The 26,507-nt window shown below is 47.3% G+C and carries 18 protein-coding genes; 7 read left to right on the top strand and 11 right to left on the bottom strand.

The window, feature by feature from the left end:
• The first annotated feature begins 3 nt into the window (after positions 1–3).
• Positions 4–1,374 (top strand): L-serine ammonia-lyase, encoded by a 1,371-nt coding sequence (locus EDI28_RS07420; protein ID WP_128783217.1) that lies wholly within the window; start codon positions 4–6, stop codon positions 1,372–1,374.
• A gap of 74 nt (positions 1,375–1,448) precedes the next feature.
• On the opposite strand, the gene putP is transcribed toward EDI28_RS07420, so the two are convergent.
• The 4 genes from putP to EDI28_RS07400 form a co-directional block, all read right to left on the bottom strand.
• A complete protein-coding gene (gene putP / locus EDI28_RS07415; protein ID WP_128783216.1) occupies positions 1,449–2,945 on the bottom strand; it encodes a sodium/proline symporter PutP in 1,497 nt (498 codons plus the stop codon).
• A gap of 96 nt (positions 2,946–3,041) precedes the next feature.
• The gene (locus EDI28_RS07410) at positions 3,042–3,740 is read right to left on the bottom strand and encodes an aldehyde dehydrogenase family protein (RefSeq protein ID WP_128783215.1); all 699 of its coding nucleotides are present in this window, start codon (positions 3,738–3,740) and stop codon (positions 3,042–3,044) included.
• Between the two features lie 28 nt (positions 3,741–3,768).
• The gene (putA, locus tag EDI28_RS07405; protein WP_128783214.1) at positions 3,769–6,897 is read right to left on the bottom strand and encodes a bifunctional proline dehydrogenase/L-glutamate gamma-semialdehyde dehydrogenase PutA; all 3,129 of its coding nucleotides are present in this window, start codon (positions 6,895–6,897) and stop codon (positions 3,769–3,771) included.
• 414 nt (positions 6,898–7,311) lie between these two features.
• Entirely contained in the window at positions 7,312–8,097 is a 786-nt protein-coding gene (locus tag EDI28_RS07400) for an AraC family transcriptional regulator (protein ID WP_128783213.1), read from the bottom strand.
• 799 nt (positions 8,098–8,896) lie between these two features.
• Here EDI28_RS07400 and EDI28_RS07395 point away from each other — a divergent pair.
• From EDI28_RS07395 to EDI28_RS07385, 3 genes are all read left to right on the top strand, one after another.
• Entirely contained in the window at positions 8,897–10,087 is a 1,191-nt protein-coding gene (locus EDI28_RS07395) for a putative manganese transporter (protein WP_128783212.1), read from the top strand.
• 505 nt (positions 10,088–10,592) lie between these two features.
• A complete protein-coding gene (locus tag EDI28_RS07390) occupies positions 10,593–11,303 on the top strand; it encodes a helix-turn-helix transcriptional regulator (protein WP_128783211.1) in 711 nt (236 codons plus the stop codon).
• A 186-nt stretch (positions 11,304–11,489) separates the two neighbouring features.
• Positions 11,490–11,654: an addiction module component gene (locus tag EDI28_RS07385; RefSeq protein ID WP_128783210.1), complete on the top strand. Its 165-nt coding sequence runs from the start codon at positions 11,490–11,492 to the stop codon at positions 11,652–11,654.
• A gap of 74 nt (positions 11,655–11,728) precedes the next feature.
• On the opposite strand, the gene pdxH is transcribed toward EDI28_RS07385, so the two are convergent.
• Positions 11,729–12,364 carry a pyridoxamine 5'-phosphate oxidase gene (gene pdxH / locus EDI28_RS07380; RefSeq protein WP_128783209.1) on the bottom strand — a complete coding sequence of 212 codons (636 nt, stop codon included), beginning with the start codon at positions 12,362–12,364 and terminating at the stop codon, positions 11,729–11,731.
• A gap of 200 nt (positions 12,365–12,564) precedes the next feature.
• Between pdxH and EDI28_RS07375 the strand changes: the two genes are divergently transcribed.
• From EDI28_RS07375 to EDI28_RS07365, 3 genes are all read left to right on the top strand, one after another.
• Positions 12,565–14,382, top strand: a complete 1,818-nt coding sequence (locus EDI28_RS07375; protein ID WP_128783208.1) for a sensor histidine kinase — start codon at positions 12,565–12,567, stop codon at positions 14,380–14,382.
• Positions 14,379–15,731: a sigma-54-dependent transcriptional regulator gene (locus EDI28_RS07370; protein WP_128783207.1), complete on the top strand. Its 1,353-nt coding sequence runs from the start codon at positions 14,379–14,381 to the stop codon at positions 15,729–15,731. Before EDI28_RS07375 ends, EDI28_RS07370 begins: the two co-directional genes overlap by 4 nt.
• A 342-nt stretch (positions 15,732–16,073) precedes the next feature.
• Complete coding sequence (locus EDI28_RS07365) at positions 16,074–18,185, top strand: bifunctional diguanylate cyclase/phosphodiesterase (RefSeq protein ID WP_233353305.1); 2,112 nt, start codon at positions 16,074–16,076, stop codon at positions 18,183–18,185.
• Positions 18,186–18,210: 25 nt separating this feature from the next.
• Here the strand turns inward: EDI28_RS07365 and EDI28_RS07360 are convergent, their stop codons facing one another.
• The 6 genes from EDI28_RS07360 to EDI28_RS07335 all read right to left on the bottom strand — a co-directional run bounded on the left by EDI28_RS07360 (position 18,211) and on the right by EDI28_RS07335 (position 26,364).
• Positions 18,211–19,878, bottom strand: a complete 1,668-nt coding sequence (locus tag EDI28_RS07360; RefSeq protein WP_128783206.1) for a flagellar assembly protein A — start codon at positions 19,876–19,878, stop codon at positions 18,211–18,213.
• A 474-nt stretch (positions 19,879–20,352) separates the two neighbouring features.
• Entirely contained in the window at positions 20,353–20,742 is a 390-nt protein-coding gene (locus EDI28_RS07355) for a hypothetical protein (RefSeq protein WP_128783205.1), read from the bottom strand.
• Positions 20,743–21,095: 353 nt separating this feature from the next.
• On the bottom strand, positions 21,096–21,836 hold the full coding sequence (locus tag EDI28_RS07350; RefSeq protein ID WP_128783204.1) for a phosphatase: 741 nt from the start codon (positions 21,834–21,836) through the stop codon (positions 21,096–21,098).
• Between the two features lie 30 nt (positions 21,837–21,866).
• Positions 21,867–23,990 (bottom strand): tRNA(Met) cytidine acetyltransferase TmcA, encoded by a 2,124-nt coding sequence (locus EDI28_RS07345; RefSeq protein WP_128783203.1) that lies wholly within the window; start codon positions 23,988–23,990, stop codon positions 21,867–21,869.
• A gap of 176 nt (positions 23,991–24,166) precedes the next feature.
• Complete coding sequence (locus EDI28_RS07340; protein ID WP_128783202.1) at positions 24,167–25,141, bottom strand: ParB/RepB/Spo0J family partition protein; 975 nt, start codon at positions 25,139–25,141, stop codon at positions 24,167–24,169.
• A gap of 8 nt (positions 25,142–25,149) precedes the next feature.
• The gene (locus tag EDI28_RS07335; protein ID WP_128783201.1) at positions 25,150–26,364 is read right to left on the bottom strand and encodes a ParA family protein; all 1,215 of its coding nucleotides are present in this window, start codon (positions 26,362–26,364) and stop codon (positions 25,150–25,152) included.
• Positions 26,365–26,507 lie beyond the last annotated feature (143 nt).

Raw genomic sequence — 26,507 nt, 5'->3', positions numbered from 1 at the left:
ACCATGTTATCTATTTTCGATATCTACAAAATAGGAGTGGGGCCGTCCAGCTCCCACACCAACGGTCCGATGCTCGCGGGATTCAATTTTTGCCAAAAGGTGAATGCCTTCATTGGCACCATTGAACGAGTTCAAGTAGATCTCTACGGCTCATTATCACTGACAGGAAAAGGGCATCACACCGACCGCGCCACCATTCTCGGCCTAATGAACAACACGCCGGATAACATTGACATTGAGCAGGCCAACAAAACAATGGCCGAAGGTATTCAGACCAAGACAATCAGACTGGCAAACCAAAAGGTCATCGGCTTTGAGCCAGATTCCGACATGCTCTTTCACAATGACAACCTGCCACTGCATGAAAACGGCATGACCATCAGTGCGTTTGATACCAGCGGCAAGCAACTCTTTATTGAAACCTACTATTCGATAGGTGGTGGCTTCGTAGCCACTGCCGATGAGCTGCAACAGGGGAAATCATCCGACAAAGTCACCGTTCCTTACAGCTTTCACTCTGCCGAAGACATCCTCAACAACGCAGAGAAAGAAGGCCTGTGCATTGGAGCAATGATCCTACGCAACGAGCTGGCTTTCCGCTCCCAACAAGAACTTGATGCCAAGGCCGAACAAATTTGGGCAGTTATGTCTTCGTGTATGCAACGGGGCTTTAAAACCGAGGGGATCTTGGAAGGAGGGTTGAATGTTACTCGCCGCGCTCCGGCACTGCTGAAAATGCTGGAAGCCAATAAAGACGTTGATAATGATCCGATGACCATTCTTGACTGGGTGAATCTATTTGCCTTTGCCGTCAGCGAAGAAAATGCCGCGGGAGGGCAAGTAGTAACTTCACCGACTAACGGCGCTGCCGGGGTGATCCCTTCTGTTCTGATGTACTACAACAAGTTTATCTGCGAGCTCGACACGCCCCAAATAAAAGACTTCCTGGCGGTGTCGGCAGCAATAGGCATGTTGTATAAGATGAACGCTTCAATCTCTGGTGCAGAAGTCGGCTGCCAGGGTGAAATCGGCGTCTCGTCATCCATGGCGGCAGCTGGCCTGACGGCGATCCGCGGAGGCAGCAACGAGCAAATCTGCATGGCCGCTGAAATTGCTATGGAGCACTCGCTGGGAATGACCTGTGATCCAATTGGCGGACTGGTACAGATCCCGTGTATCGAGCGCAATGCAATGGGGGCGATAAAAGCAATCAATGCCTCACGCATGGCCCTCAAGCGCAATAGTAAATCATTGGTGTCGCTAGACAAGGTTATCGAAACCATGTACCAAACCGGCAAGGACATGAACAAGAAGTACCGGGAAACCTCGCTCGGAGGCCTGGCTATAATCCACCTTGCCCCACCTTGTGAATAAGACAAAAAAAGCCAGCCGCTGTTTAGCGGCTGGCTTTTCATCTCAAGATATGGTGTACCGGCTTGACGTATCCGTTAGTCAAACTCGACCAAGTTCTTCTCGTAGTTATCAAACTGGGCTTCTACTGTTTTCGAGGCACCGCCCGTCATTGAGCTCACCGCAATAATTGATACCGTCGCGAAAATGAAACCAGGTACGATTTCGTACACATCAAAAAGACCGCCTGTTAGCTGTTTCCAGATAACAACGGTCAGTGCACCGACCACGATACCCGTCAGGGCACCGTTACGGTTCATGCCTTTCCAGAACAGGCTAAGCAGCAAGGCTGGACCAAATGCCGCGCCAAAACCAGCCCAGGCATAAGACACCAGACCCAATACCGTACTATCAGGGTTCATCGCCAGAATAAGCGCAACGATAGACAATCCAATCACCGCTACACGACCAACCAACACAATCTCTTCTGTTGAAGCCTGTGGACGGAATACCTGCTTGTAGAAATCTTCTGCCAGCGCCGATGAAGACACCAACAGCTGCGAATCAGCTGTACTCATGATTGCTGCCAGAATTGCCGCCAATAGAATTCCGGCAACCACTGGATGGAAAATTGAGTTCACCAGCAACATGAAGATTTTTTCACCGTCTGCCAGTTCACCTGCCAGCTGGTTGTCGACAAACAAAATACCGACCAGACCAACCAGAATTGCCCCAGCCATCGACAGCGCAGTCCAAATCACGGCAATGCGACGGGCTGTACCAATATCTTTGTTCGAGCGAGTTGCCTTGAAACGTGCCAGGATATGCGGCTGACCAAAGTAGCCAAGCCCCCAGGCTGCAAGAGAAATGATCGCAATTGCCGACAGCGGCTCACCCTTAACATCATTGAACAGCGTCATCAGCTCAGGGTTTTTTGCTTCCAGAGCCGTAGCCAGATCACCCACACCGCCACTCATCGCAGCAATCGGCACAATAAGCAATGCTGCCGACATCAACAGGCCCTGAACAAGGTCTGTCCATGAAACGGCAAGGAAACCACCAAACAGGGTATACGAGACCACACAAACCGTACCGACAATGACAGCCACGGTGTAATCAAGACCGAATACCGTTTCAAACAGCTTACCACCGGCAACCAAACCTGAACTGGTATAGAAAAGGAAGAACAGCAAGATGAAGAATGCTGAAATGGTTTGGAGCAGTTTAGATTTATCGTCAAAACGGCGAGCAAGGAACTCAGGCAGCGTCAACGCATTATCAGTGGTAATACTGTAGGTACGCAGGCGCTTGGCACAAATCAGCCAGTTTAGCCAGGTTCCGATTAGCAGGCCGCCAGCCAGCCACAGTGATTCGATACCCGCGGCATAGGCATAACCCGGTAGGCCAAGCAGTAGCCAGCCGCTCATATCCGATGCACCGGCAGACAGCGCTGCAGGCCAAGGGCCAAGAGTACGGCCGCCGAGGAAGTAGTCGGCTGAGTTTGCTGTCCGTTTGTAAGCAATATACCCAATCGCCATCATACCGATCAGATAAACGATAAACGTTCCTGTAATAGCAAAGCTATTTTCTATCATTGTCGAGTTCCCTCACTTAGAGCCCCTGTCCATAGCAGGGGCTTTTTGTTTATGGTGCTGAAAATATTTCAGCTGAGTTGTTTAGAACAACTCTCGTTAGTGTTCTTCACCGCTCCCCAACTCAAGCAATGTCGCGTTACCGCCAACTGCTGTGATATTGATGGTTCGTGTTCTTTCGGTCACGAATCGCAGTGAGTACGTTGGGCTACCGATGACAGGCAGTGACTCACAATCAGTCTCGCTGATCAACTGAGCCAATAATCCGTCACGGGCAGCCAGTTGGCGTGCCAATGCCTGTGATGTTGATAGCTTTCCGGCATATGCCACACCAGCAATCGCCGGATGACTAACCAAATCTGCAAGCTGATCGCTATCAATTGCGGTAATAACACCGCGAGCACAACCGCTTTTCTCCAGTTGTGCAACCAGTTCGCCTGCCGACAGCGCAAAGTCAGACGGTAGGCAAACGAAAACCGTATTTCCGGTTACCAGAGCGGCCGCTATTTGCCCGGCAACCGCGACCAGTGATGTCTCGACATCAGCCGCCACAATGAAACTACCGCGGCCGGCGCAGTACAGTTCATTGGTCTCGCCTGTCGGGCCAGGCATCAACAGTGTTTCTGCTACATGCTCTGCAGCATTACGGCTCTGAAATTCCACCATTGCCCGCAGCTCTGGTGCCAATTCTTCCGTCCAACGCCCCAGAATTTGAATACGCGCCTCATAGCCCAGGCCGTTCCATCCTTCCCAGGCTGCTGAGCTGTTATCTACCATTGCTTGAATACTTATCGTCATAGCTTTTTCCTTCTCAACTCAGCGGCCATTAAGCGTTAAACACATCTTTGGTAAAATGGTACAGGTAGTGCGGTCCGCCGGCTTTTGGCCCGGTTCCCGACAATCCCTGCCCACCAAAAGGCTGTACTCCAACCACAGCACCAACCTGATCACGGTTGATATAGCAGTTTCCGACACGGGCACGACGCTCGATATGGCAATAGGTTCGCTCATTTCGGCTATGGATCCCCATCGTCAGGCCAAAGCCGGTATTGTTGATTTGATCGATCACTTGCTCCAGCTCACTGGCCTTGAAGCGAACGATATGAAGGATCGGACCGAAGTTTTCATTTTTCAGCATTTCAATGCTGCCGATCTCAAATGCTGTCGGTGCGACAAAATCACCATGCAAACACGCTTCCCCCAACTCCGCCTGAGCCACAACCTTGGCCTGGTTCTTCAGTGACTCGATATGCGTCAGCAACTTTTCGCGAGCCCCGGCATCAATCACCGGACCTACATCGGTACTGTGCAGCTCCGGGCGACCAACCGACAGCTCGGCCATCGCCCCCTTGATCAGAGCTGTAATACGATCAGCAATGTCTTCCTGAACAAACAGTACCCGCAGGGCCGAACAACGCTGGCCGGCAGATGCAAAGGCCGAGCGCACAACATCACGGACAACCTGCTCAGGCAGTGCCGTACTGTCGACAATCATCGCATTCTGACCACCGGTCTCGGCAATGAATGCTGCCGGTTCACAATCACGCGCAGCCAGCGTGCGATTGATCCGCTGGGCTGTTTCAGTCGAACCGGTAAAGGCAACACCGGCAATACGTGGATCCGATGTCAACGACGCACCGACTTCCGCGCCGGTACCGGGCACGAACTGGATGACACCAGCCGGTACACCCGCTTCCAGCATCAGCTCAATCGCACGAAAAGCGATAAGCGAGGTCTGTTCAGCTGGTTTTGCAATCACGGTATTACCCGCGGCCAAGGCCGCCGATACCTGACCAAGGAAAATCGCCAACGGGAAGTTCCATGGGCTGATACAGGCAAACACGCCTCGTCCTTGGTAACTCAGCAGCTTGGTCGTACCGTCAAAACCAATAACTTGCTTCGGCTCGGCAAAATCCGTCGCGGCTTGAGCAGCATAGAAGCGACAGAAGTCGACCGCCTCACGAATTTCGTCAATGCTGTCCTGAATCGTCTTGCCCGCTTCGCGGTGACAAAGAGCCACCAACTCGCCAGTATGCGCTTCCAGTAAATCGCCCAGGCGGCTAATGCTTTGAGCCCGTTCGGCCGCAGGCAACTGTGACCAGCTAGGGTACGCTTCAGCCGCGACGGAAATTGCCTTCTCGACCTGCTCGGCATTGGCAAATACTACGCTGCCGACCGCTTCACGACGGTCATAAGGCGCAGTGATCGCTAATGTTTCGCCCGTCAGTATTTCACCGTTAACAATTGGCCCGGCCTGCCACTGATGCTGTCTAAACGTTTGAATAGATTCCGAAAACGGACGCCATTCCGACTCAATATCAATGTTAATACCCGCCGAGTTCTTACGCTGCTCACCAAAGATCTGCGATGGCAGCGGGATCAAGGCGTTATGCAATGTCGGCCTTTCAAGAAGCTCATCCACCGGATGTTGTGTCAGGGACTCAACCGGACAGTTCGCATCAACCAGACGGTGAACAAACGAACTATTGGCACCATTTTCCAGCAAACGACGTACCAGGTATGGCAGCAAATCTTTATGGCTGCCTACCGGCGCGTAGATGCGGACATTCGCCTGATGCATATCCATGACATGGTTATACAGGGCATCACCCATCCCATGCAGACGCTGGAACTCATAATCCGTATTCGAGCTCGCCATTGCCACAATAGCCGATACCGTGTGGGCGTTATGACTGGCAAACTGCGGATAAACCAAACCACGCAAATGCCCAGACAGCAGGAATCGGGCACAGGCCAGATAGGAGCTGTCCGTCGCTTCTTTGCGGGTAAACACCGGGTAACCGGAAAAACCGCTCTGTTGAGACATTTTCAGCTCGCTGTCCCAGTACGCTCCTTTCACCAAACGAAGCGGGATCACATCACCCTGCTGTTTGCTCAAGGCCGCAAGCCATGCCAGTACCGGCAAGGCGCGCTTCGAATACGCCTGAACAACCAGGCCAAAACGGCCCCAGCCCTGTACCACTTCAGAGCGATACAGCTTCTCGAACAATTTCAGTGACAGCTCCAGGCGGTCAGCCTCTTCGGCATCAATAGTGATCCCGACATTCAGCTCCCGAGCACGCTTGAGCAAAGACAGTACCGACTCGTACATCTCGTCCAATACGCGAGTTTCACTGGCGACGTCATAGCGCGGATGCAAAGCCGATAGCTTGATAGAGACCGTCGGATCCGGCGATTTCGGATTGCTCCCTTTCTGGCTCGAATACGCATCGCGGCCTACAGCTTCGATAGCCATGATGTAGTCTTTAAAATACTTCTGGGCATCTTGCGCCGTCAGTGCCGCCTCGCCCAGCATATCGAATGAATAAGTGAAGCCCTGATCACGCTTGCCTTTGCCGTTCTTCATCGCTTCGGCAATGGTACGACCAAGGACAAACTGGTGGCCCATGATTTTCATTGCCTGGTTCATCGCCTGACGGATCACCGGCTCAGACATTTTGTTTACCAACCGGTTGATCACGTGGCTGGGTGTTCCATCTTCCTTGGCATCCATCGTGACTACTTTACCGGTCAGCATCAGGCCCCAGGTGGATGCGTTCACAAACAGCGAGTCAGAGCTTTTCAGGTGCGATTTCCAATCCGCTACGCTGAGCTTGTCACGGATCAGCGCATCAGCTGTTGCCGTATCTGGTATCCGCATCAACGCCTCGGCCAGGCACATCAGCAATATGCCTTCTTTGGTATCCAGGCTATATTCCAGCAACAGCGCATCAATCATCTGAATTGCATTCTGATCGGCACGAACACGCTCGATCAGCGTCGCTGCCTGTTCCGTGGTGTGTTTACGTTCCTGCTCTGAAGGCTCAGCCAACGGTAATAGCTGTTTGAGCCACAGAGACTCATCAACAGAATAGAGCGGTGAAATCAACGTCCAGATTTCATCCAATGGTCGCTCAATAAATGTTGGCTGAAGTACATCCGCCGCATTGAACATAATCAATCCCTCAATAGTGAACCTGATTGAATACCTGTATACGTAATTACGAGGTGCTCTAGCTCAGGTTAAATGTTACATCAGTGTTAGCATTGAGGAGATTCTATTTTCCGCCACGCTGTTAGTCTTGCTGTATTCTCCGATAATTTTTAGAAAAAGTCCGTTTTTTAACAGGAATAGACACAAAACTACATCAAAAAACGTAATTTCATATAGCGAAACACCAAATATGTTCATTTATCTGGTGTTGTTGACTGGTATGTAAATAACGTTCCTAAGGAACGATGATCAAGGAGGGAAGATATAAGTAGGTCTGAAACGGTTATTTCAAGAATAACGCTCAAATGAGACTGGAGAGCCGCTTGCCACAAGAAGGTAAGTGATTGATTTTATACAGTTTAACAATAAACAATGCTAGCTATGGATCTTTCGATAACGAGCTGGAGGCATACCGTAAAGGCGGGAAAATGCCTGGGTAAAACTACTCTGGCTCGCAAAACCTGAGCTTTGTGCCACTTGGGCCAGGCTAAGCTGAGACTCTTCAATGAGCTGTTTTGCCATCTCAAGGCGTTTTTTCAGTACATATTGATGCGGTGTAACGCCTGTCTGTTCTTTGAACAAATGATGGAACTGGCTTTCGCCTAAAAAGACCAGTCCAGCCAACTGTGTTACGGCAATTTTGCGAGTAAGATGCTGAAGTATGTACTGATCGATAATATCTATGTTCAGGCGGTAACTCTGTCTCTCATCATTCAACGGCTTGAAATGACGCTGTAATACGCACAGCAAAGTATCGGTACAGGCCCTGCTGAGCAGCAAATCATCGGGGTGGGCAGTCATCTCAGCGGTTAGTGCCTGGATCAAATTCTGAGCCTGGCTGTCAAGATGAAAATAGCTGGACTGGTCAAACAACCGCTCCATTCTTTCCAGTGAATAGGAAGGCTGCACCTGATCAATAGGTACGTTTAGTACCAGGATCTCATTTTTGCCGATCCCGGAAAAAGCATGTTCTGAATCTGCCGTCACCAAGCACCCTTGGCCGGAGCAGACAAGATTGCCGTAACCTTCAATATCAAACTCTGTCTGGCCAGATAATCCGATCACCACCTGATTATAACCATGATTATGATGATCCATCTGTTGTGGCAGAGCTACGATCTCAGAGGGTTTAAAGCTCGGCTGTTTAAGCTTAATTTCCATATGTCATTACAAACATAAAATGTGTTTATCTATTATCGGCCCAGAATAACATATCCACTCATATAACCAGATAACTATATGACCATACAGCAACCGCACAATGGCAAGTTAATCGACATATTCCCCCCGTAGTATCATTAAAACCCATAGCATCCGGTTTACCAGTCTACTTGTAGTAGGATCATCTTGATTTGTCACGCTCTAGTTAACGCCTACCTTTAGTATAGAGGTGTATAAACACCAACACAGATACGCGGGTATCAAGCTAAAAAAGGCCCACTACGGTTCCGGAAAAATGATCAAGAGCAACTTTTTTACGGCTGTTGTCATTTCAATTTTTCACGGCAGGTACAACATAGCAAATACGGCACCTTATAGCGTAAAAGTCATGTGACCAATGTCTGAACAATCATTAAACAACACCTGTTCCATACTAATATTTATCAATAACTTAATACCAAAGCACTTTGATTATACTTTCTGATAGCTAACTTAAACATTGCCAAGATCAGACACTTATTACCAGAAGCATACTCATTAACCTTGATCATCTTTCCGAGCAAGGCCGATCAAGGCCGGATCCAACTTGATCATCGTTCCAGTTGAAATCACACTCCCCGTTAATTAGCCCTTCTTGATCATCGATCCGAGAATAATCGCGTTGTTAAATCACGCCGGATTGCTGCGGTGATCACCAAGTCGACAATTGATCGCCAAAAACCACTTGATAATCATTCTCATTTGCATTTAAATAAGAACAGTCTTAATCAATCTTGTGTGAAATTATTTGGAGTCCGTTATGGCATCGCTGCAAAAAGCCTTCAGCCAGCAAATTCATAGCCCAAAATGGCGCCTGGCTAATAAACGCCTTATTTTACCCGTAATTTTATTCGCATTGCTTGCGACACCAAGTACCACCAATCTCACCGTCTCTGTCTTATCAGATGCTTTCTGGCAGGTAGCCAGCTATGTGGCAGCTACCTTGGCGCTCTATCATGTCATTTCAGCCAGATTGAGCCAGCGCGGCAAGCTAAATACTATTTTAGAGAGTAACTCCCGCTATCAGGTGCTGTTTGCTTCCTTTATGGGGGCATTGCCTGGTTGCGGGGGAGCAATTGTCGTGATCACCCAATATGTCAGCGGCCGTCTCAGCTTTGGTGCCGTGGTTGCAGTACTAACGGCAACGATGGGAGATGCCGCGTTCCTATTACTTGCCGCCAAGCCCGCTACTGGGTTAGCGATTATTGTGATCGGTTTTTTTGTTGGCCTTATGTCCGGATGGGCAGTCGATGCCCTGCACGGCAAAGACTTCATGCGCCCCGATGTCTGCTCGAACACAAACCAGCATACTGCGCACAGTGATATTGACGACAAAAAGCCGGTGCTCAAAGTTCAGGGGTTATTTTGGAAATGGGCACTCATCCCGTCGGCTATCATTGCAATAATGGGCTCGCTGCAGGTTGATATTGATAAGGCCTTTCACCTCGAAGCTGGTACAATCAACTACATCGGCGCCGGCGCTGCACTGGTCGCGATGCTACTATGGGCCACGAGCCGTGATGTAACAGACTACCAATCTGCAGTATCGGAAGATCCTAAAGGCGGAAGCAGCAATCTTTTTCAACGCGTTGCCCAAGATACGAACTTTGTCACCAGCTGGGTAATTGGCGCTTTCTTGCTATTTGAGCTCACCATATTCTGGACTGGCCTCGATCCGGAAGCGGTATTCTCCAACTGGGCAATTATGCTGCCGCTAATGGGGGTACTTATCGGACTACTTCCGGGCTGTGGTCCACAAATACTCGTCACCAGCCTGTATATCAGCGGTGCAATTCCACTGTCTGCACAGCTAGGCAATGCAATCAGCAATGATGGCGATGCACTCTTCCCTGCAATTGCTCTGGCGCCAAAAGCAGCCTTGATGGCCACACTATATTCAACTATTCCTGCCGTGATTGCAGCTTACAGTTACTTTTTCATCTTTGAGTAACAATTCAGCTTTTAAGCATAAAGAAAGGGATTGAATTCCCTTTCTTTAATGAACTACTTTTCTATCAATAAGTTGTATAGCCACTGCAAGCACATACCTGTTCGCAAGGAACATTACCACTACACACTATTCTCCCTGCGTCAATAGGTGATTTCCCCCCTTATAAACAATACGCCTGTAAGCTATAGTTCATCCCGTAGACAACGAACGAACTTCACTGTTCATTGTCTGCAGTATCCAGCATTGGATACATGCCAATGAAGTTTTCTTTGATATATACCCTCATATTAAAGAGATGAACTTAATTGGATACCTCTTCTACACGTCGTACAGGATTGTGCTCTTCGGAGTCAAACTCTTGTCTTTGCCGGTCTTTTAGACCGGCTTTTTTTTTGAAAAGCCATAAATATGTCCAATATTCCGTCATATGGTTATTGTAAGATTCCTTCTTTCAATTAAACTCTGTACAGTCAATTAAACCAGCCAATTTCATTAGGCACGCAGAGTGAAAGATAAAGTCGACCCTACCCTACTACATATTTTTAATCAGCTTCCCGGATGCTGGGGTTGCAAAGATAAAGACTCCGTATTTATTTATGCCAATGCAGAATACGGGAAAATTATTGGTGTCGACCACCATCTTGATTGTATTGGGCGAACTGACTTTGATATGCCGAGTCCGACTGTCGAGTGTGCTGATTCATTTAGAGAACAAGATAACCTTGTTATTTCTTCAGGAAACAGAATGCGTATCCTCGATATTCACCCATATTCTGATGGCAGCTGGCGTGCACATCTATTCACGAAGACACCGTGGAAAAATGAACAGGACGAGACTGTCGGGACTATTTTCTCCGGGGTCGAATTAAAAGATACAGCGATCCTTGAAGTCGGGCACTGGATTTGTCGTGCCGCAGGCTTGAGCAACAAAGAGCAAGCCTCTTTTAGCCTCGATTTACATAACCAGGCTGTCAGTCTAAATACCCGAGAATCGGAAGTTCTCTTTTTGCTACTTTACGGTAAAAAACCGCAATATATCGCCAAAGTGCTAAATGTTTCAGTGAAAACTGTTGAAAACTATGTGCTGCGTCTACGTGAGAAATTCAACGCAAACTCGAAAGGTGAGCTGCTGGATCTGGCTCTAGACCTCGGTTTTGGTTCACATATCCCAGAGAGCATGCTCAAACGCCAACTGTCCGTAATCCTTAAAGAATAAGAATCAGCGACGAATACTCATGTTTCATGCACTCTTAGTTTGAAATTTTGTCAGTATAAGCCTGTTTCCAGATCAAACATTGCAGGTTTAACACCGCCTACAATAGCACCAGAATTAATTAGCCGAGTAATTAAATAGCTTTAATTGACTCCATGGCTTGATATTATTATTGAACTGGAAACAAGTATGAAACAATTTACTATTACCTACGTTGTACATCCACATTTTAATATTCCGTGTAAATACGAAATATCAGCAGAAAACGAAATTGCATCAATTCAATCTGCGGAAAAAGCATTAAGAGTACGCCACCCTGAAGGGGTGAGTATTGTTACAAGCTATCAACGTTAATGAATTAATTCAAAACGTTAATAGGAAAGTGTAGCAACTAGGCTACACTTTTTTGTTTTAAGCAAGGAGACAAATTAGGGCGCTAGACGCTCAATTGCCCAATTATCGCCTTCATCACTATACAGAAAACGATCATGCAGACGGTTTTCTCCCCCCTGCCAAAATTCTATCGAGGTAATTTTTACCCGGTAGCCGCCCCAAAATGTCGGTAAAGGCACTTCACCACTGGAAAACTTCTGTTTCAATTCCATAAATTTACTTTCCAGCGCCTGACGTGCTGATATCCGGCTACTCTGCTTGCTGGCCCAAGCGGCAATCTGACTTTCTTTAGGACGTGAAGTAAAATATTTCATGACCTCAATCTTCGACAGCTTTTCCGCCTCGCCCGTTATGTGCACCTGACGCTCGATAGCATGCCATGGAAAATGCAGACTGATCTTGGCGTTGTTGCCCAAATGCATCGCCTTACGGCTGCCGAGGTTGGTATAGAAAACAAAGCCTTCTTTATCATAGTGTTTTAACAGCACAATACGCTGATAAGGCTGCCCGCTCTCATCAACTGTCGCTACGGTCATAGCAGTAGGATCACTTAAATTCGCCTCAATAGCTTGCTTTAGCCACTTATCGAATAAACTTAGCGGCTCATCTGGTAAATCATGACGACGTAAACCACCTCGCGTGTACTCGCGACGAATATCAGACAACTCCATTGTTAACTCCGCTTCTTAGTCATTCAGCTGAAATTGTGCGCTTTGCCTCAGGGAAAAACAAGTTCCACTGTTGATATGAATGATTTTTAAGGCTATTTATTAAGTCACAGACTGCGTCATTTCATCTCTGCAACACAGCTCGTGTTTTCATTGAATAAAGTTTGCTATACAACTTCATAAAAATGCCACGGAAACATCAAGTGCAAAAAAGTAAGTGTCTCATTCTCATCGTTGCTATCGGCTTGGTACTCAACGTCGTTATCGCTCAGTTAACTTACCAGCAGATCAAACAGCATCTGGCTGACAAAGTCTCTCTTGATGTCAACCAACTAGGACAAAAGCTTGATGCGCAGCTAATGCGCTACAGCAAACTACCGGAGGTACTGGCTAATGATCCTCGACTGCTGCAACCACTGCTGACCGACCAAGCCTCGTCAGCAAACACCGACAATCAGTACCTTAAAACCAGTCTGCTATTGCAGCAATGGGCGACAACCCTTGGCGCAGATACTATTTATCTGATCAACCAGCACGGCAAAACACTGGCAGCAAGCAACTGGCAGCAAACAGGCAGTTTTGTCGGACAAAACTATGCCTACCGTCCCTACTTTAGAGATGCAATTGAAGGAAAGCCCGGCCAATATTTCGCGTTGGGAGCGAGTTCAGACAAACGAGGCTACTATTTTTCCGCACCTATCTTTAATCAACAATCAATTATTGGTGTTATGACCATCAAGGTCGATTTATCACTGATAGAGGATATCTGGCAATATGAAGACATCGAATATACCATTGCCGACTCTGTAGGCGTCGTATTCTACAGCTCTGAAAACAGCTGGTTATATCGCTCTCTGATCCCGTTGGACGATAAGCAAAAGCAGCAGGTTTTGGCGTCGAGACAATACGGCAATGCCAAGCTTGATCCGCTAACCGATTATTCTCAACTCGATGATCTTAAACACCGCGAAACTATCGACATCAAGCTGCCGGCACAAAACGACACCGAGGCCTTCGTTGTCGCCAACCATAATATGACACAAGCAGGATGGTCGATTTACGGCTTCAGCCCTATCAATGCCGCCTATCAGTATGTCATCCAGGCAGTGCTGATGTTCACTGTATTTTACTCTCTGCTCGGCTTGGCCGTTGCATCTTGGTGGCAGACGCTCAAGGCCCAGAAAGCTCTTGCCCAATTAAATGACAGGCTAGAACTGCTGGTGGTTAAACGTACCAATAACTTACAAGAGAGCAACCAGCAGCTGCGCGATACTCTCGGCCAGTATGAACGTAGCCAGGCAGAGCTTAAACAGACCCAAAGTGAATTAGTGCAGGCAGCCAAGCTTGCGATGCTAGGCGAACTGTCTGCAAGCATTAACCACGAAATCAACCAGCCTCTCGCCGCCATGCGTACCTATGCTGAAAATTCCCGCAAGCTATTGAAAAAAGAGCGCTATGAATGCGTCGCCACTAATGTTGACGAAATTATTAAGCTTAACCAAATGGTAGCGGATATTATTGCTCGCTTTAAAGTATTCGCCCGCAAGGCTAACGAGAATAACAACCGCACTGTCGCTGCCGACTCGATTCGGTCAGCAACTAGCCTGCTACGCAACAAATTGATTAAGGAAGGGGTCATTTTACGTGTCGGTGACTTGCCCTCAGATATTTTGATCAATGTCGATGCAGTCCAAATTGAGCAGGTAATAGTCAACCTTATGCATAACGCCATTCAGGCACTGGCAACAGCACACCAACCGCAGATTGGTATTCAGCTGGCAGCACTCGACAATCTCGTCGAAATCCGCATCTGGGATAATGGACCAGGCCTGGATGATGACCAAAAGAAGCGGATCTTCATGCCCTTTTTTACCACCAAGAGCGATGGACTTGGGCTGGGCCTGACTATTTCACGTCGGATCATCGATTCCTTCTCCGGCACCCTATCAGTCGCCGATCATTCAGGTGGCGGTGCCGAATTCGTGATCACCCTTCCCCGCAGCACTGAGGATACACAATGAACCAACAAGTGATTTTTATCGATGACGAGAGATCCATCCGTGATGCACTGGGGCAAACACTGGAACTTGAAGATTATGATGTCAGTTTGTTTTCAAGTGCCAAACCGGCATTGGAAATGCTCGACAGCCAGTATCCGGGCGTGATTATTTCTGATATCAACATGCCAGGAATAAGCGGAATTGACTTCCTAAAACAAGCCCTGGCCATTGATCCTGAGCTATCGATCATTCTCCTAACAGGGCACGGCGATATTTCAATGGCCGTCGATGCCATGCGGCTCGGCGCTTATGATTTTCTCGAAAAACCCTTTTCGACCGAGAACCTACTTGATGTAGTAAAACGTGCCGCCGACAAACGAGAATTGGTCCTCGAAAACCGCGATCTACGACGTGAGCTTGAAGCACAAAGTGGCCCGGGACCACGGATCTTAGGCAACACTCCGCAGATAAAACAGCTCCGACGTATTCTTTCCCATATCAAAGATACCCCAGCCGATGTAATGATCCACGGTGAGACTGGCACCGGGAAAGAACTGGTTGCACGCTTTCTCCATGACCACAGCGTGCGTCAAAACAATCCGTTTGTGGCCATCAACTGCGGGGCTATTCCAGAAACAATGATCGAAAGTGAACTGTTTGGCTACGAGCCCGGCGCTTTTACAGGCGCCCAAAAAAAGCGGATAGGCAAAATTGCTCATGCTAATGGCGGGACGTTATTCCTTGATGAAATTGAATCGATGCCGATGTCACTTCAAATCAAGCTTCTGCGGGTACTGGAGGAAAGGTCTGTCGAGCCACTCGGCACCAACAAGTCGGTTGCACTTGATTTACGGATCATCGCCGCAACCAAAAAAGATCTAAAGCTGATGAGTGATCGCGGACTATTCCGGCATGATCTCTATTATCGACTCAATGTTGTCAGTGTCGATATTCCTCCGCTGCGTAACCGCAAAGATGATATACCAATGCTTTTTCAAAACTTCACCCGCTCAGCCTCAACCCGATATGGCATTGAGCCGCCTTCAATCAGTCTTGAACAACAACAAAAACTTCTCGAACATGACTGGCCCGGCAATGTCAGAGAGCTACGGAACCTAGCCGAACGTCTGCTGTTAATGGGCGATACATCAACGCTCAGCGATAATAGCCAGTTTAGCGACACGCCTTTGATACATACGTTGGCAGAGCGCATGAATCAGTTCGAACATACGCTGCTAAGTGATGCATTAAAACGTCATAACGGCCGCCTTAAAGAAGTTCAGGCCGAACTCGGGCTTGCTCGCAAAACACTGTATGACAAAATGAGAAAGCACCATATAGACAAAGACGATTTCAAAGTTTCTGGCTGAGAGCGTCCCTTCCCAAAGAAGCATGACTGGCAGAGTCATGCTTCTTCACTTCTGTTCGAATCATATTACCACTCAGCATATTATCTATAACACCGTGGCCGCTAGGCCATATACATCAATGCAATGAAACACCTGCACCGTTTCAGAATAACTTCGAAGTATCTTCAAAAACCACTATCGCAGCAAAAATGAATACGCAGACAGGCCAGAACTTTTGATAAATTTAGCTTAATAATCATCAAGTTTTGTCAGATCCAGCTGATAGCAAAGCAATTGTAACCACAATATCACTCGCCGATATCTCTGACCTTTTATTACATCGTCATCGCTAGAGAAAATCCTATGACCCTATACAAACAGTTAACCACTTGGATTCTGGCTATTTTTATTCTCTTTAGCCTAACTGTTACAGCCAGTCATTTCAGCTCACTAAGAGACCAGATAGCATTACAGGCGTATGTGCGTTTACATCATGATATATTAAGCGCAGAAGCGGCAGTTAAGCCTTCACTTATTAGCCAAAATACCCAACAACTGACAAGTGTTATTGAACAGGTATTTTCCGGTCAAGACTGGCTTCGTTTTCGCCTTATCCTCTCGCAGAATAAAGGCGTCATCGAAAAGCAACGACCCGTGAACAATGATGAGATACCGAATTGGTTTGTCAATCTGGGTCTTTTTGAGCCACTCACGAAGTCACACACAATAAGCTATGGCTGGGAACAGCTGGCAACACTTTCCATCACTGCTGACTCGATATCCGCAAACCGACAACTGTGGCAGGCTATTGACCACTTAATATTAACGACCCTGCTTTCATTGATAGTTAGTGTGACAGTAATCATTGTTGCTCTCAGACGCGGTCTCAAGCCCTTAGATACCATCGTTCACCGCGCACAAAATCTGGCAACGAACCAGTTTGGTTCCCCGATACCACAGCCATCTAGCAATGACTTAAGGATCATAGTCAAAACAATTAACCATTTATCCTCCCAATTAGAAATCAACTTCAAAACCCAAGCCCGCGAGGCCGCCAAACTGCGCGAGCAAGTCTATCGCGATTCCGTATCGGGCATGGGAAACCGAAGTTTCTTTATCAGCCAACTCAATTCCTGGCTCGCCAAATCCCCCAAGGGTGGCCTCGCTCTGCTGAAGACGTCATTGATAGAAGATTGCTATCAGAACCACGGATTCAACCGAGGTGACCAGCTAGTAAAAGAAATTGCGACGGGCCTGAATGAGGGGATCATTTACAACGATATCACGCTCGCGCGCCTATCTTATGACGAATTTGCCTTGCTCGCTCCGGACATTAGCGCAGATAAACTGAAAATAGTCGGCGAAACAATGCTATCCGTTATCGATGATTTACAATCCGAGAGTGCTGTAACAATTCCACACTCGGCACATGTCGGCCTACTGCTCAATCATCAACCCTCGACATCGAGCACGCTACTCTCGCAGCTTGATAACGCACTTAGCAAGGCGGCACTGACTCCACAGCAGCCGATCACGTTAATCAAAGAGGCCTCGGCACAAATAGCCTTTGGTAAACAGCAGTGGAAATCATTGCTGGTAGAGGCTATTGACAACGACCTGTTCATCTATCACTTTCAACCCGTCGCCAACAATAGAAATGGCATATATCACCATGAGGTGTTCAGCGCAATAAAAACCAATAATGATGTCTATACCGCGAGCCAGTTTTTAGGAGCGATTGAAGATCTGGGGATCGGTAGTTTATTCGACCGCCATGTTGTCGCACAGCTTATTAACCGCTTAAATGCTGATCATCAACTCGGCCCCTTAGCTATTAACATCACACACAGTAGTATTTGTGAGCCAGCCTTCATACGTTGGCTAAGCAAAATTTTGGAGCACAACCAATCATTATCTTCACGCTTGTTTTTCGAGTTGCCCGAAGCCAGTTTTGTTCGTCACCCAGACGCGACCAATTTGCTCTGCTCTGCTATTCGCTTTTACAAATTCAGGTTTGGTGTCGATAATTATGGCCGCCACTTCAAATCATTGGACTACCTGACGGAGTTTCGCCCTGACTATGTGAAAATTGACTTCGTCTATACACACCAGCTCAATGACAAGAGCAAGTCACGCCTCTTGTCATCAATATCAAGAACAGCTCACAGCCTCAATATCATGACAATTGCGACTCGCGTGGAGACGGAAACTCAGCTAGAGCGATTGTCTGAACTTTTTGTAAGTGGATTTCAAGGTTTTATAATCGAACGTTTCAACGCAGAGCAACAGACTGAACAACTAAAGACTAATCGCTTTCCCGTTGGTCATTCGGTACTAACTCAGCAGATTGATAATAATAATGATCAAGTAGGAAGGCCTCAGGGGAGGATGGAGGAAGGACAAGTGATTTACACTGTAAATATTAGCGATGTAGGTAAGAAAACAGATCTGTCCGACTATAAGAATCTGAAATAAAGAAGCCTAAATTTACAGTGTAAACTCAGGCATTATAGGAGAGTCGCTGGAGGGCTCGGTCTTTATAGACAACCACTGACGGCCCATGTTCTTGCAAAATATTTAGTTTTTCCTTTTCAATCTGACAGCTCACGCCAGAAAACAGTCGTCCAACAGCTACGATAGAGGCTTGTGCCAGTTGCTCCTCGTAATCCTGCTTTAAGTTCTGGAAAGCCGAATTTAGCTCGGACATTCTTTGTCTATGTAGCTGAATAGAAGCTTTAACTTTTTCGACCAGCTCAGGTGGACGTTTTGTGGAAGGAATTTTCAATAACTTTAGCTGCGCCTCTTTGATTTTATGCATCTGCGTCTTTTCACGTTCAACCGCCTGATAAGCTGTGTTTAACTGTTCACGCAAGGCAGAGTGTTGAGTAAATGCAATGATCTCTGTCGGGACGCCTGCGAGGGCACCAATGTTGAGCGCTTTAACGCGAGAGCCAGCCTCTACATATCCACCACTTAGCGTCCCGTGACGCTTGATCTGGTCAATAACACTCAGCTCACCCTTGGTGCGAATAAGGCAATGGAGGGCATGAATAGAAAAACTAACATCTTGGCCGGCATCAATTTCGACGAACTGCGCAAACTTGCTGGTTACCTTGCCGGCAGCTTGCAAATAGCAAGCTAGATGCTTTCCTTCTTGCTGGCGTCCAATAATGCCCTTCGCGACGGCAATATCACCGCCGGCCTTCAGTTCACCAAGCTCGACAAAACCACTAACAATAATGTTTCCTGTCGCACTGACCTTCATTCCCGGCGTCACATCACCAGTGATCAATATACTGCCATCAAAATCGATGTGACCAGTTGTAACGTTGACGCCTTTCAACGTGAGGGCGTCATCGACCTGCATGCCACAGGGTTTCCGTAGTGGCACACCAGACTTAGTCGCCACTAAGATATTCACGTCATCTTCGCTAATAGCCGTCCCATCACCGCAGTCAAATACCAGCTCATTTCCAGGGATTGCAGCAATCTCCTTGCCGAGAACATTGAAACCATTACAGCCCGTCGTAGCAGGAACCAGCTTCATAATTGCCTGACCGGCTTTTACAGTAATTAAATCACCAAGATCAAGCATATCGACCTTACCGTCATCAGTCGATTGCGGTCGCAGAATACGCTGGCTTGAATCATCAACAAGAGGCTCAAAGGTCGTATCCGTGCCGTGTACGGGAAAACGGCCAAAGGCCACTGGCATGGTAAGCTTCTCACCTGGCGCCAATAGCTTCGACCTACCGAGTAATTCCTGAAGCTGGGTCTTGCGGATCCCCTTGACGATATGATTCTCTTTAAGCGCATCAATCAATGCGTTTCCGGTGACAGGAGCTCCGCCATAGGCCCCGATAACGGTTATCGAGGTTTTCATCAGATCCGGCTCAGTCTTTATCAACAGACTAGAGTCGCGTCGTTCGGCAATCACAAACTGCTGAACTTTTACTTCAACATCACTGTCTTTTTGTCTGGAGTTAATAATGCCCAGCGCAGAATCAATTGCATTTTCAAAAAGGTAAAAGTTTATTGCATCTATTTCTACTAGCTCGCCAGCTATATCACTTCGGGATATCACATGATCTGGACTTTCCTTGAAAGGCTTGGCGATCAAAGATATCGTCTGACCATCTTGAGACAGCTGAAGAAGCTGTTGCGTCATAGAGCACTCCTTACACTAATAACCGGTTGCATCATAATTACGATGTCACTGTTCATCTTAACCTAACCACATCCAAATCATGTACACGCCAAGTCACAGATCCGTTAGCAACTTAACCGATAAGTGTAAGTAATTATGCTTAAAGAACGGAAAAGTTGTTATCAATGATCAATAAAACCGCATCAAATAAGGTAATGGCTTGCAGAGGAATGGGTGGGTACTGACACAGCAAATATCGCCCAGGGGTGGAAAAGCACCCATTGGTAAGTGGATAAATGTACATACAAAATTATGATAACAAATAAATCAATAGGTTATGAGGTATTTTAAAGATGATGAGATATGGCACGGAATTAGCTATATAAATAGGAACTCTAGGACTTTTATTATCCATTGCTGCTGTTCCCCCCGATTGAGCAGCAATTATTTAGTCCAAATTCGCCCCGGCTTTCGGGGCTTTTTTTTCAATTTTTTCTAATCATAATCAATGACCAGTCGCATCAGCTGCTCGTCTGTCAGCCATGTGTTTGAATGGAACATATACTGGTGAATGCTATCATCATCATTTGTAACCGGTGTGAGATAACCTGTTAGCTCATAAAAACCTTGCAGGGTCAGCTCGTATGAGGCTTTCAGTTCAAGTGATGCAGCTGAATGCAAAAACAAACAACGTTTGCTCAACCGAGAAACCGTGACACGGGAGCCAATATCGAACCGACTGTTATCACTATGAATTGAATTTTTGTGAAGCCGTGCTGCTAGTCCATCTTGGCCTGGTGAGAAGGCGATATCCGGCTGGACACAGTGATGCGCTGAAGCCATCATCTTTTCAAGGGCTTTGTTTTGAACTTTAACTAAACTCATGGCACCCCCATAAACTATCATTCCAATCCACTTTATGGGCCGAATTTTACAACAAATAATTCCTCCCTTAGTTATTTAACTCTAGACCATTTTTTGGGAGCAATACCAAATTTTTTCCACGCTATATATGGAATGAAATACGCTTTATTATTTTTCTTATTGATAAGTCTATGGTTATTTTGAAGAAATTCAATACGCAGCAATCTTGAGGTTGCCTAATGCCAAACAAATACGATTAGATAGGTATGAAGAAGTTAGCTTAAAAATAATGCTATGTTTGATTTACACTGTAAACCATTTTCCATCTTAAAGAATAGTATAATTTACAGTGTAAATAACCATTGAAACTAACGCTATAAATCAGCAAAAGCTTCGATCGGCTGTTGTCCACGATCCTGAAGAAAATCGAGAAAACAACGAGGATGATGCGTGACCACTTGTTCGAGCGGAAACCCAACCTTTTTAAGCAGCTGGCTTACATGACTGAAATTACCGACATCATGCGCAAAATGGGCATCCGAACCGGTCGTTATTCTTGCTCCCACCTCTTTGGCAAAAGCTGCTATCTGCTCGCATCGAGGTTGACTACCTTCTCGAGAGCCACACAAAGAAGAGTTATTAATCTCAACCAACACATCGTGTTCAGCCGCAGCAGAAACAACTGCTTCGAAATCAAAATCGAAATTAGGGTTGCCAAGATGCCCCAGAGCATGGATGCGGCCGGAGCGAATAACATTTAATAGCGCTTCTGTATGCAACTGCCTTGTTGCTGGCGAAAAGATTGGCTCATGAAGACTGCCGATAACCCAGTCTAGCTGGGATGAAATTCGGGGAGCAATATCAATCTCTCCCTGTTGGTTTAGAATATTCGCTTCGATACCACGCAGGATGCCCACCCCATGGAGAAATCGAGGCAATACACGCTGATTGGCAAAATGCCAAAAGTGCGGAGCTCCCGGCATCGACGGTGCATGATCGGTTACACAGAATAAAGCCAATTCTTTGCTCGCTGCCGCCTGGGCATTTTCTAGCAACGTACTATATGCATGACCACTTGAAATCGTATGGGTGTGGGTATCAATCGAAAATTGCATAAACTCAGCTCCTTAAGCTAGAAATAACATTTATATCGAGCGCCTATTATCTTTACTGTCAGACATGAAATGATGATGAGGTGTGTGCTGACTGACATAATCACGAAGTGCTTTTTCTGCCATTTTTCGACTAGCGAAGCCATAGTCAGCCACAACCTTCGACCACTCTTGGCGCTGGAGTAACTTGGCAATGGCCAGATAGTCACTAGAATCCAACTCACCCTGTTGGCTAGCCAGGTAATCAGATAACCACTTTTCCAAACATCCGACAGCCAGATCATACCCTAGCCCGCCGTTAGCATAAATACCGACCTGATGCTCAACAAGGCTATCGCTTGTTGTCGTGTTCCGCGAGCCTACTTGAAGAGCTAACCGATAAAGTTGACTGAACAAAGGCGTATCCAAATCACTGAACTGTTCAACTCGCTGGGCCTGAAAATTCGAAGCAAACAACTGAACCGCCTGAGTAGACCAAGAGGTAGCGGAAGGTGACAGAGGCAACACAGTTAATAACGAGTGGGCTCCACTAGAAGCATCCTTACTAATACCAAGCCGAACAGGGGTATATCCGGCCTTAAGCCAAAAATCATATAGCTCAGATACCAAGCCAAAGCTGGTGCCAAGATAATCGAGATTTTGAGAGTTGGCCCAGTCGCGACAATACTGCAATAACGATAATCCAATACCTTGTTGTTGTTTGTCAGGGTGAACGGCAATTCGCATCACCCGAGCACAGCGCTGAATTGCTCCCAGCTCGAAACCAATATGGGCAGCAACTGACTGCGCCAACAAATGTCCCTTGGGCCGACGCTGTCCCAGCATTACTTGTCGTGCCAGATCAGGTGAAAATTCACCTTCAAGGCTAAGCAGGCAACAAGCCACAATATTTATACCGGACTCTGCAACGACAAGACGAACCGACTCATCATCAAGCAGCTGAACAATATCGGCCGGTGAGGTCTGATAATGCGCATTCACCAGCAAACCAAACAGCTGGGATAAAAGTTGTTCGTCCCCGAGCAAACTCTCGGTAGGGACACACCGGTATTTAATCACGTCGCAGTGTGCCGATGCCAGCGATGCGTATTCAGCATCAAGCAGCAGGGCTCTAAATACCCATCGCTCAAGCGGATCGTTTTCCGCCCAGCGGATTGGCTGACTGATCCTGAGCTGACGCCATTGTGGAGACACGGCATCGAGCTGCTGGCGAAACTTTATCGCAAATCCTCGCCCGGTTCCTTCGTAGCCATGGACCGTACTGGCGAAAGCGATCCGGTTATATTGCCGTAACAACTGGTTCAGCATAGGAGCAGGGATCGCCGCAGCCTCGTCAACAATCAAAAAATCGAGCGGAATTTTTTCCGCCAGTAGCGCATCTGGCGCAAGAAACCGCAGTTCACTATCACCAAAAATCAACGATCCCTGACGGTCATAGTCAACACCAAGCCGTCGGGCTGCATGAGAAAATAAGGTCACAACATTGGCAAAGGCGGGCGCAGTCACTCCTATCCGTATCGTCCGCTCAGTCATCAGACTAGCCGCCGCGATACCAAGGGCAGATGATTTACCCCGTCCACGATCTGCCGTTAGCACTAACGGCCGCTTGCGATGACCGGTCACAACTCGGCGAATAGATACAACAGCTTCATACTGCTCCGGCGTCAGGCAGCCAAACTCCGGGTCTTCATATCGATCCGGTGTGGTGGTAGTGGCAGGCAGGTCAGGCAAAGGATGATCCTGGCGAAGATGTATGGTGTCATACAGAGATAATAAACGCGTCATTCTACGGATAAATGGCCGCTGAGCTTCAGTTCGTTGAAACCAGTCTGGCGGGACAAGCAAAAGCAACACACCACCTCCGGTTACCGTGCCCGATAATGCCCCTAACGCTTCGGCATCAAAAGCATGATGGGCATTGTAGATCAAGCAGCCACATTCCTGTCCGAGAAGCTGTTTTGCCTTTTTAAATGTTACCGAGTCAATGTGCTCCGGTGCAGAATCGCCAGCCCACAAAGGATGATTATAGCGGTCAATGAAACAACGGGCGGTCTCGCGTCCCCACAGCTCATCGCCTTCAGCAACAATGAGGTAGCGTATGTTTGCCAGCTGAGCACTATCGATAAGTGCAGTGCTAAAACAGATAAGATCGAACATTGGGGTACTCAACAATAACTAACGCACGGATCATAGCATGACGGTGTTGATAGCGGCGAGATTAATACCGAATCCAACAAGGAGGCTGAAAGGAGTAATAAAACTCCTCTAAGTAAACGTGTAAAAAAGCCACGCTATGCGTGGCTTTTAAAATCAATTGCAAGTCTAATTCGTGTCTATTTCAAATAGTCCGACAGGTAAGCAAGAATATCATCAGCCTGTCTCTCGGTAAGTTTCTTCAGCTTAAGCTGCAGCTTATCACCGTCACGAGTAAAGCTGGCTTTTCCCTTGATCAAATCCTGAGATTTAGGCTTTTCAATTTCAATCTTTGGCTGAAGCTCTTCGCTGATTTCTTCGAGCAGCATCGTCACTTCGCGAGTGATACGGGTGATCCCCTGCGCGTCGATTGTCTTCCACATTGCATCTTCGCCGTCAGTAAGCTTGCCTACCAACTGAGATCGCTGTTCGTCGTTCAAGCCGAAAAACAAGCGGTGCAGCTTAACAATCGTCGGACGTCCTAGCTCTCCGACACTTGGATAGGCCATCAGCAGCTCCATCGGCAGACTTGCCGCTTTCAGCGCGCCGCTTACCAAGGCTTCACTGCATTGGCAGTATTTTGCCAGCTCTTTTTGATCTGCAACCTTGCCCGATGTCAGCAGCAGCTGCATTTCTTTGCCTCGCTCATATAGAGACAGCGGCTTGTGTGCATTTGCCACATCCGACAGGAACTTGGCATGTTCGCCATTGATCCCTTTAGCAACATAAATTAGGAAATCTTTCTGAGCCAGAATACACGACATTCGACGGCGGCTACCGTCAAGGACTTCGATACTCCCATCATCAAGCCAACGCCCGACTGCCGGATACTGTTGCCCTCGATCTTTCAGGGTAGTCAAAATATCGGCCAGAGCATGCTCATTCAAGAAAGCCTGCTCTCGAGCATTTTCTGCAAATACCTGTGTTGTTTTCTCAACATCGGCCGCATTAATCTTGACCAACTCAAATGCAACCATATCTTCACCGGCAACAGCCAGCTCAATGACAGAAGCTTTGTCACGGGCAGCCTTCTGTGCCTCGGTTACAGTCGTCGCCCGGCGTTTATCTGCTTTTCCAAACAGACGAGCATTCAGATCTTTGGTTTTAATTGCCATCTGCTATGTTACTCCTGATTCAAATTCGCCCAGTGGCTGTGCATGACTCGCTCTAACTCGAGGCCGACACGCTGGATTGCATCTTGGGCGGTCGACAAGGTTTTCTTTCCACCTTCAAATTCAGCCGCCGTCAAATCAAATACCGTACTGTAGGTATCTGCACAGGTTTCAAATGCACGGCTGCGGGGAACTGTCGCCATCATCACTTGCTCACGCAATAGGTAGTTCATTTCGGTCAAAACCGATACCTGTTTCTTGTTATCATCCTCAAACATCGTCGGCATCAAACGAATGAATTCAAGCCCGTGCCATTTTTCGGGAAACATCTCATACACCGTCGGGAGGTGCTGAAAAAAGTTGACAGTTGATGCCCAGTCAAGACGCTTTGCCGCACAAGGAATGATCAGTGCATTCGACGCATACATAGCGTTCCATACCAACGGGTCAATATGCGGCCCGGTATCAATCATAATGATGTCAAATTCACTGGCTATCGGATCAATCATCCGCTCCTTAAGCAAACGGACAATATCCAAATCCTGGTTCACAGCCAGATCCTGCCAAGCATCGGCATTAAACATCGCATCTTCAGGAAAGGCAGCTATCGTCTTCAAGTTTGGATATTGGGTCGGCATTACCACATTATCCATCAAGAAATCCTTATCCATTACCTGCCCTTCGGGTACATTTCCCAGCATCACATCAACGGCGGAATAGATAGTTTCCTGCTCTCCGACACTGATCTGCGGATTGAGAAACAAACGAAGAGAGCCCTGCGGATCAAGGTCGATAAGACAAATACGGTAGCGTTTATCAAGATCAAGCGCCAGACAGGCCGCAAGATGTACCGCGGTCATCGATTTGCCAGTGCCCCCTTTTTGGTTTTGCACATTAACAATCCAAGGCTTACGCCCGGCACCTTCACGCTCATGGAACGCTGGCTTTTTTGCCGCATCCATCAGCTGATGCGCTTCGTCCAACGTGATTGAATAATGGTTAGCATTATTCTTGGTGAACTGGTGTCCTGTTGCTTCAACACGAGAAATAGCATCATCTAGCTTGCGGCGGGTAAGGCCTGAACGTGTTTCCATTAGTGCTTTGGACATAGGCGGGAAAAGCTCTTCACGGCGCTCTTCCAATACGATCTCGATCCGGTCAGCTTGTACCTGCTTGGTTTGCTCGGCAATATTGAGCAAATTTTGAATCGTCTGTTCCCTATTCATTGTATAGTTCACCATTATTTATTTTTGACCACATTGTACAGCAACATCGAGCTGATACAATAAAAAGCTGAACAAGCCGGTGTGATATTCTTCTCAAATGAAAACAAGCATAAGAAGCAAAAAACATCATATTGGTATCAATT

It is taken from the genome of Photobacterium chitinilyticum, from assembly GCF_004104355.1.
GTDB classification, from domain to species: domain Bacteria; phylum Pseudomonadota; class Gammaproteobacteria; order Enterobacterales; family Vibrionaceae; genus Photobacterium; species Photobacterium chitinilyticum.
Note: the sequence above shows the minus strand (reverse complement) of the source record. Positions and strands in the feature narration are given on the sequence as shown.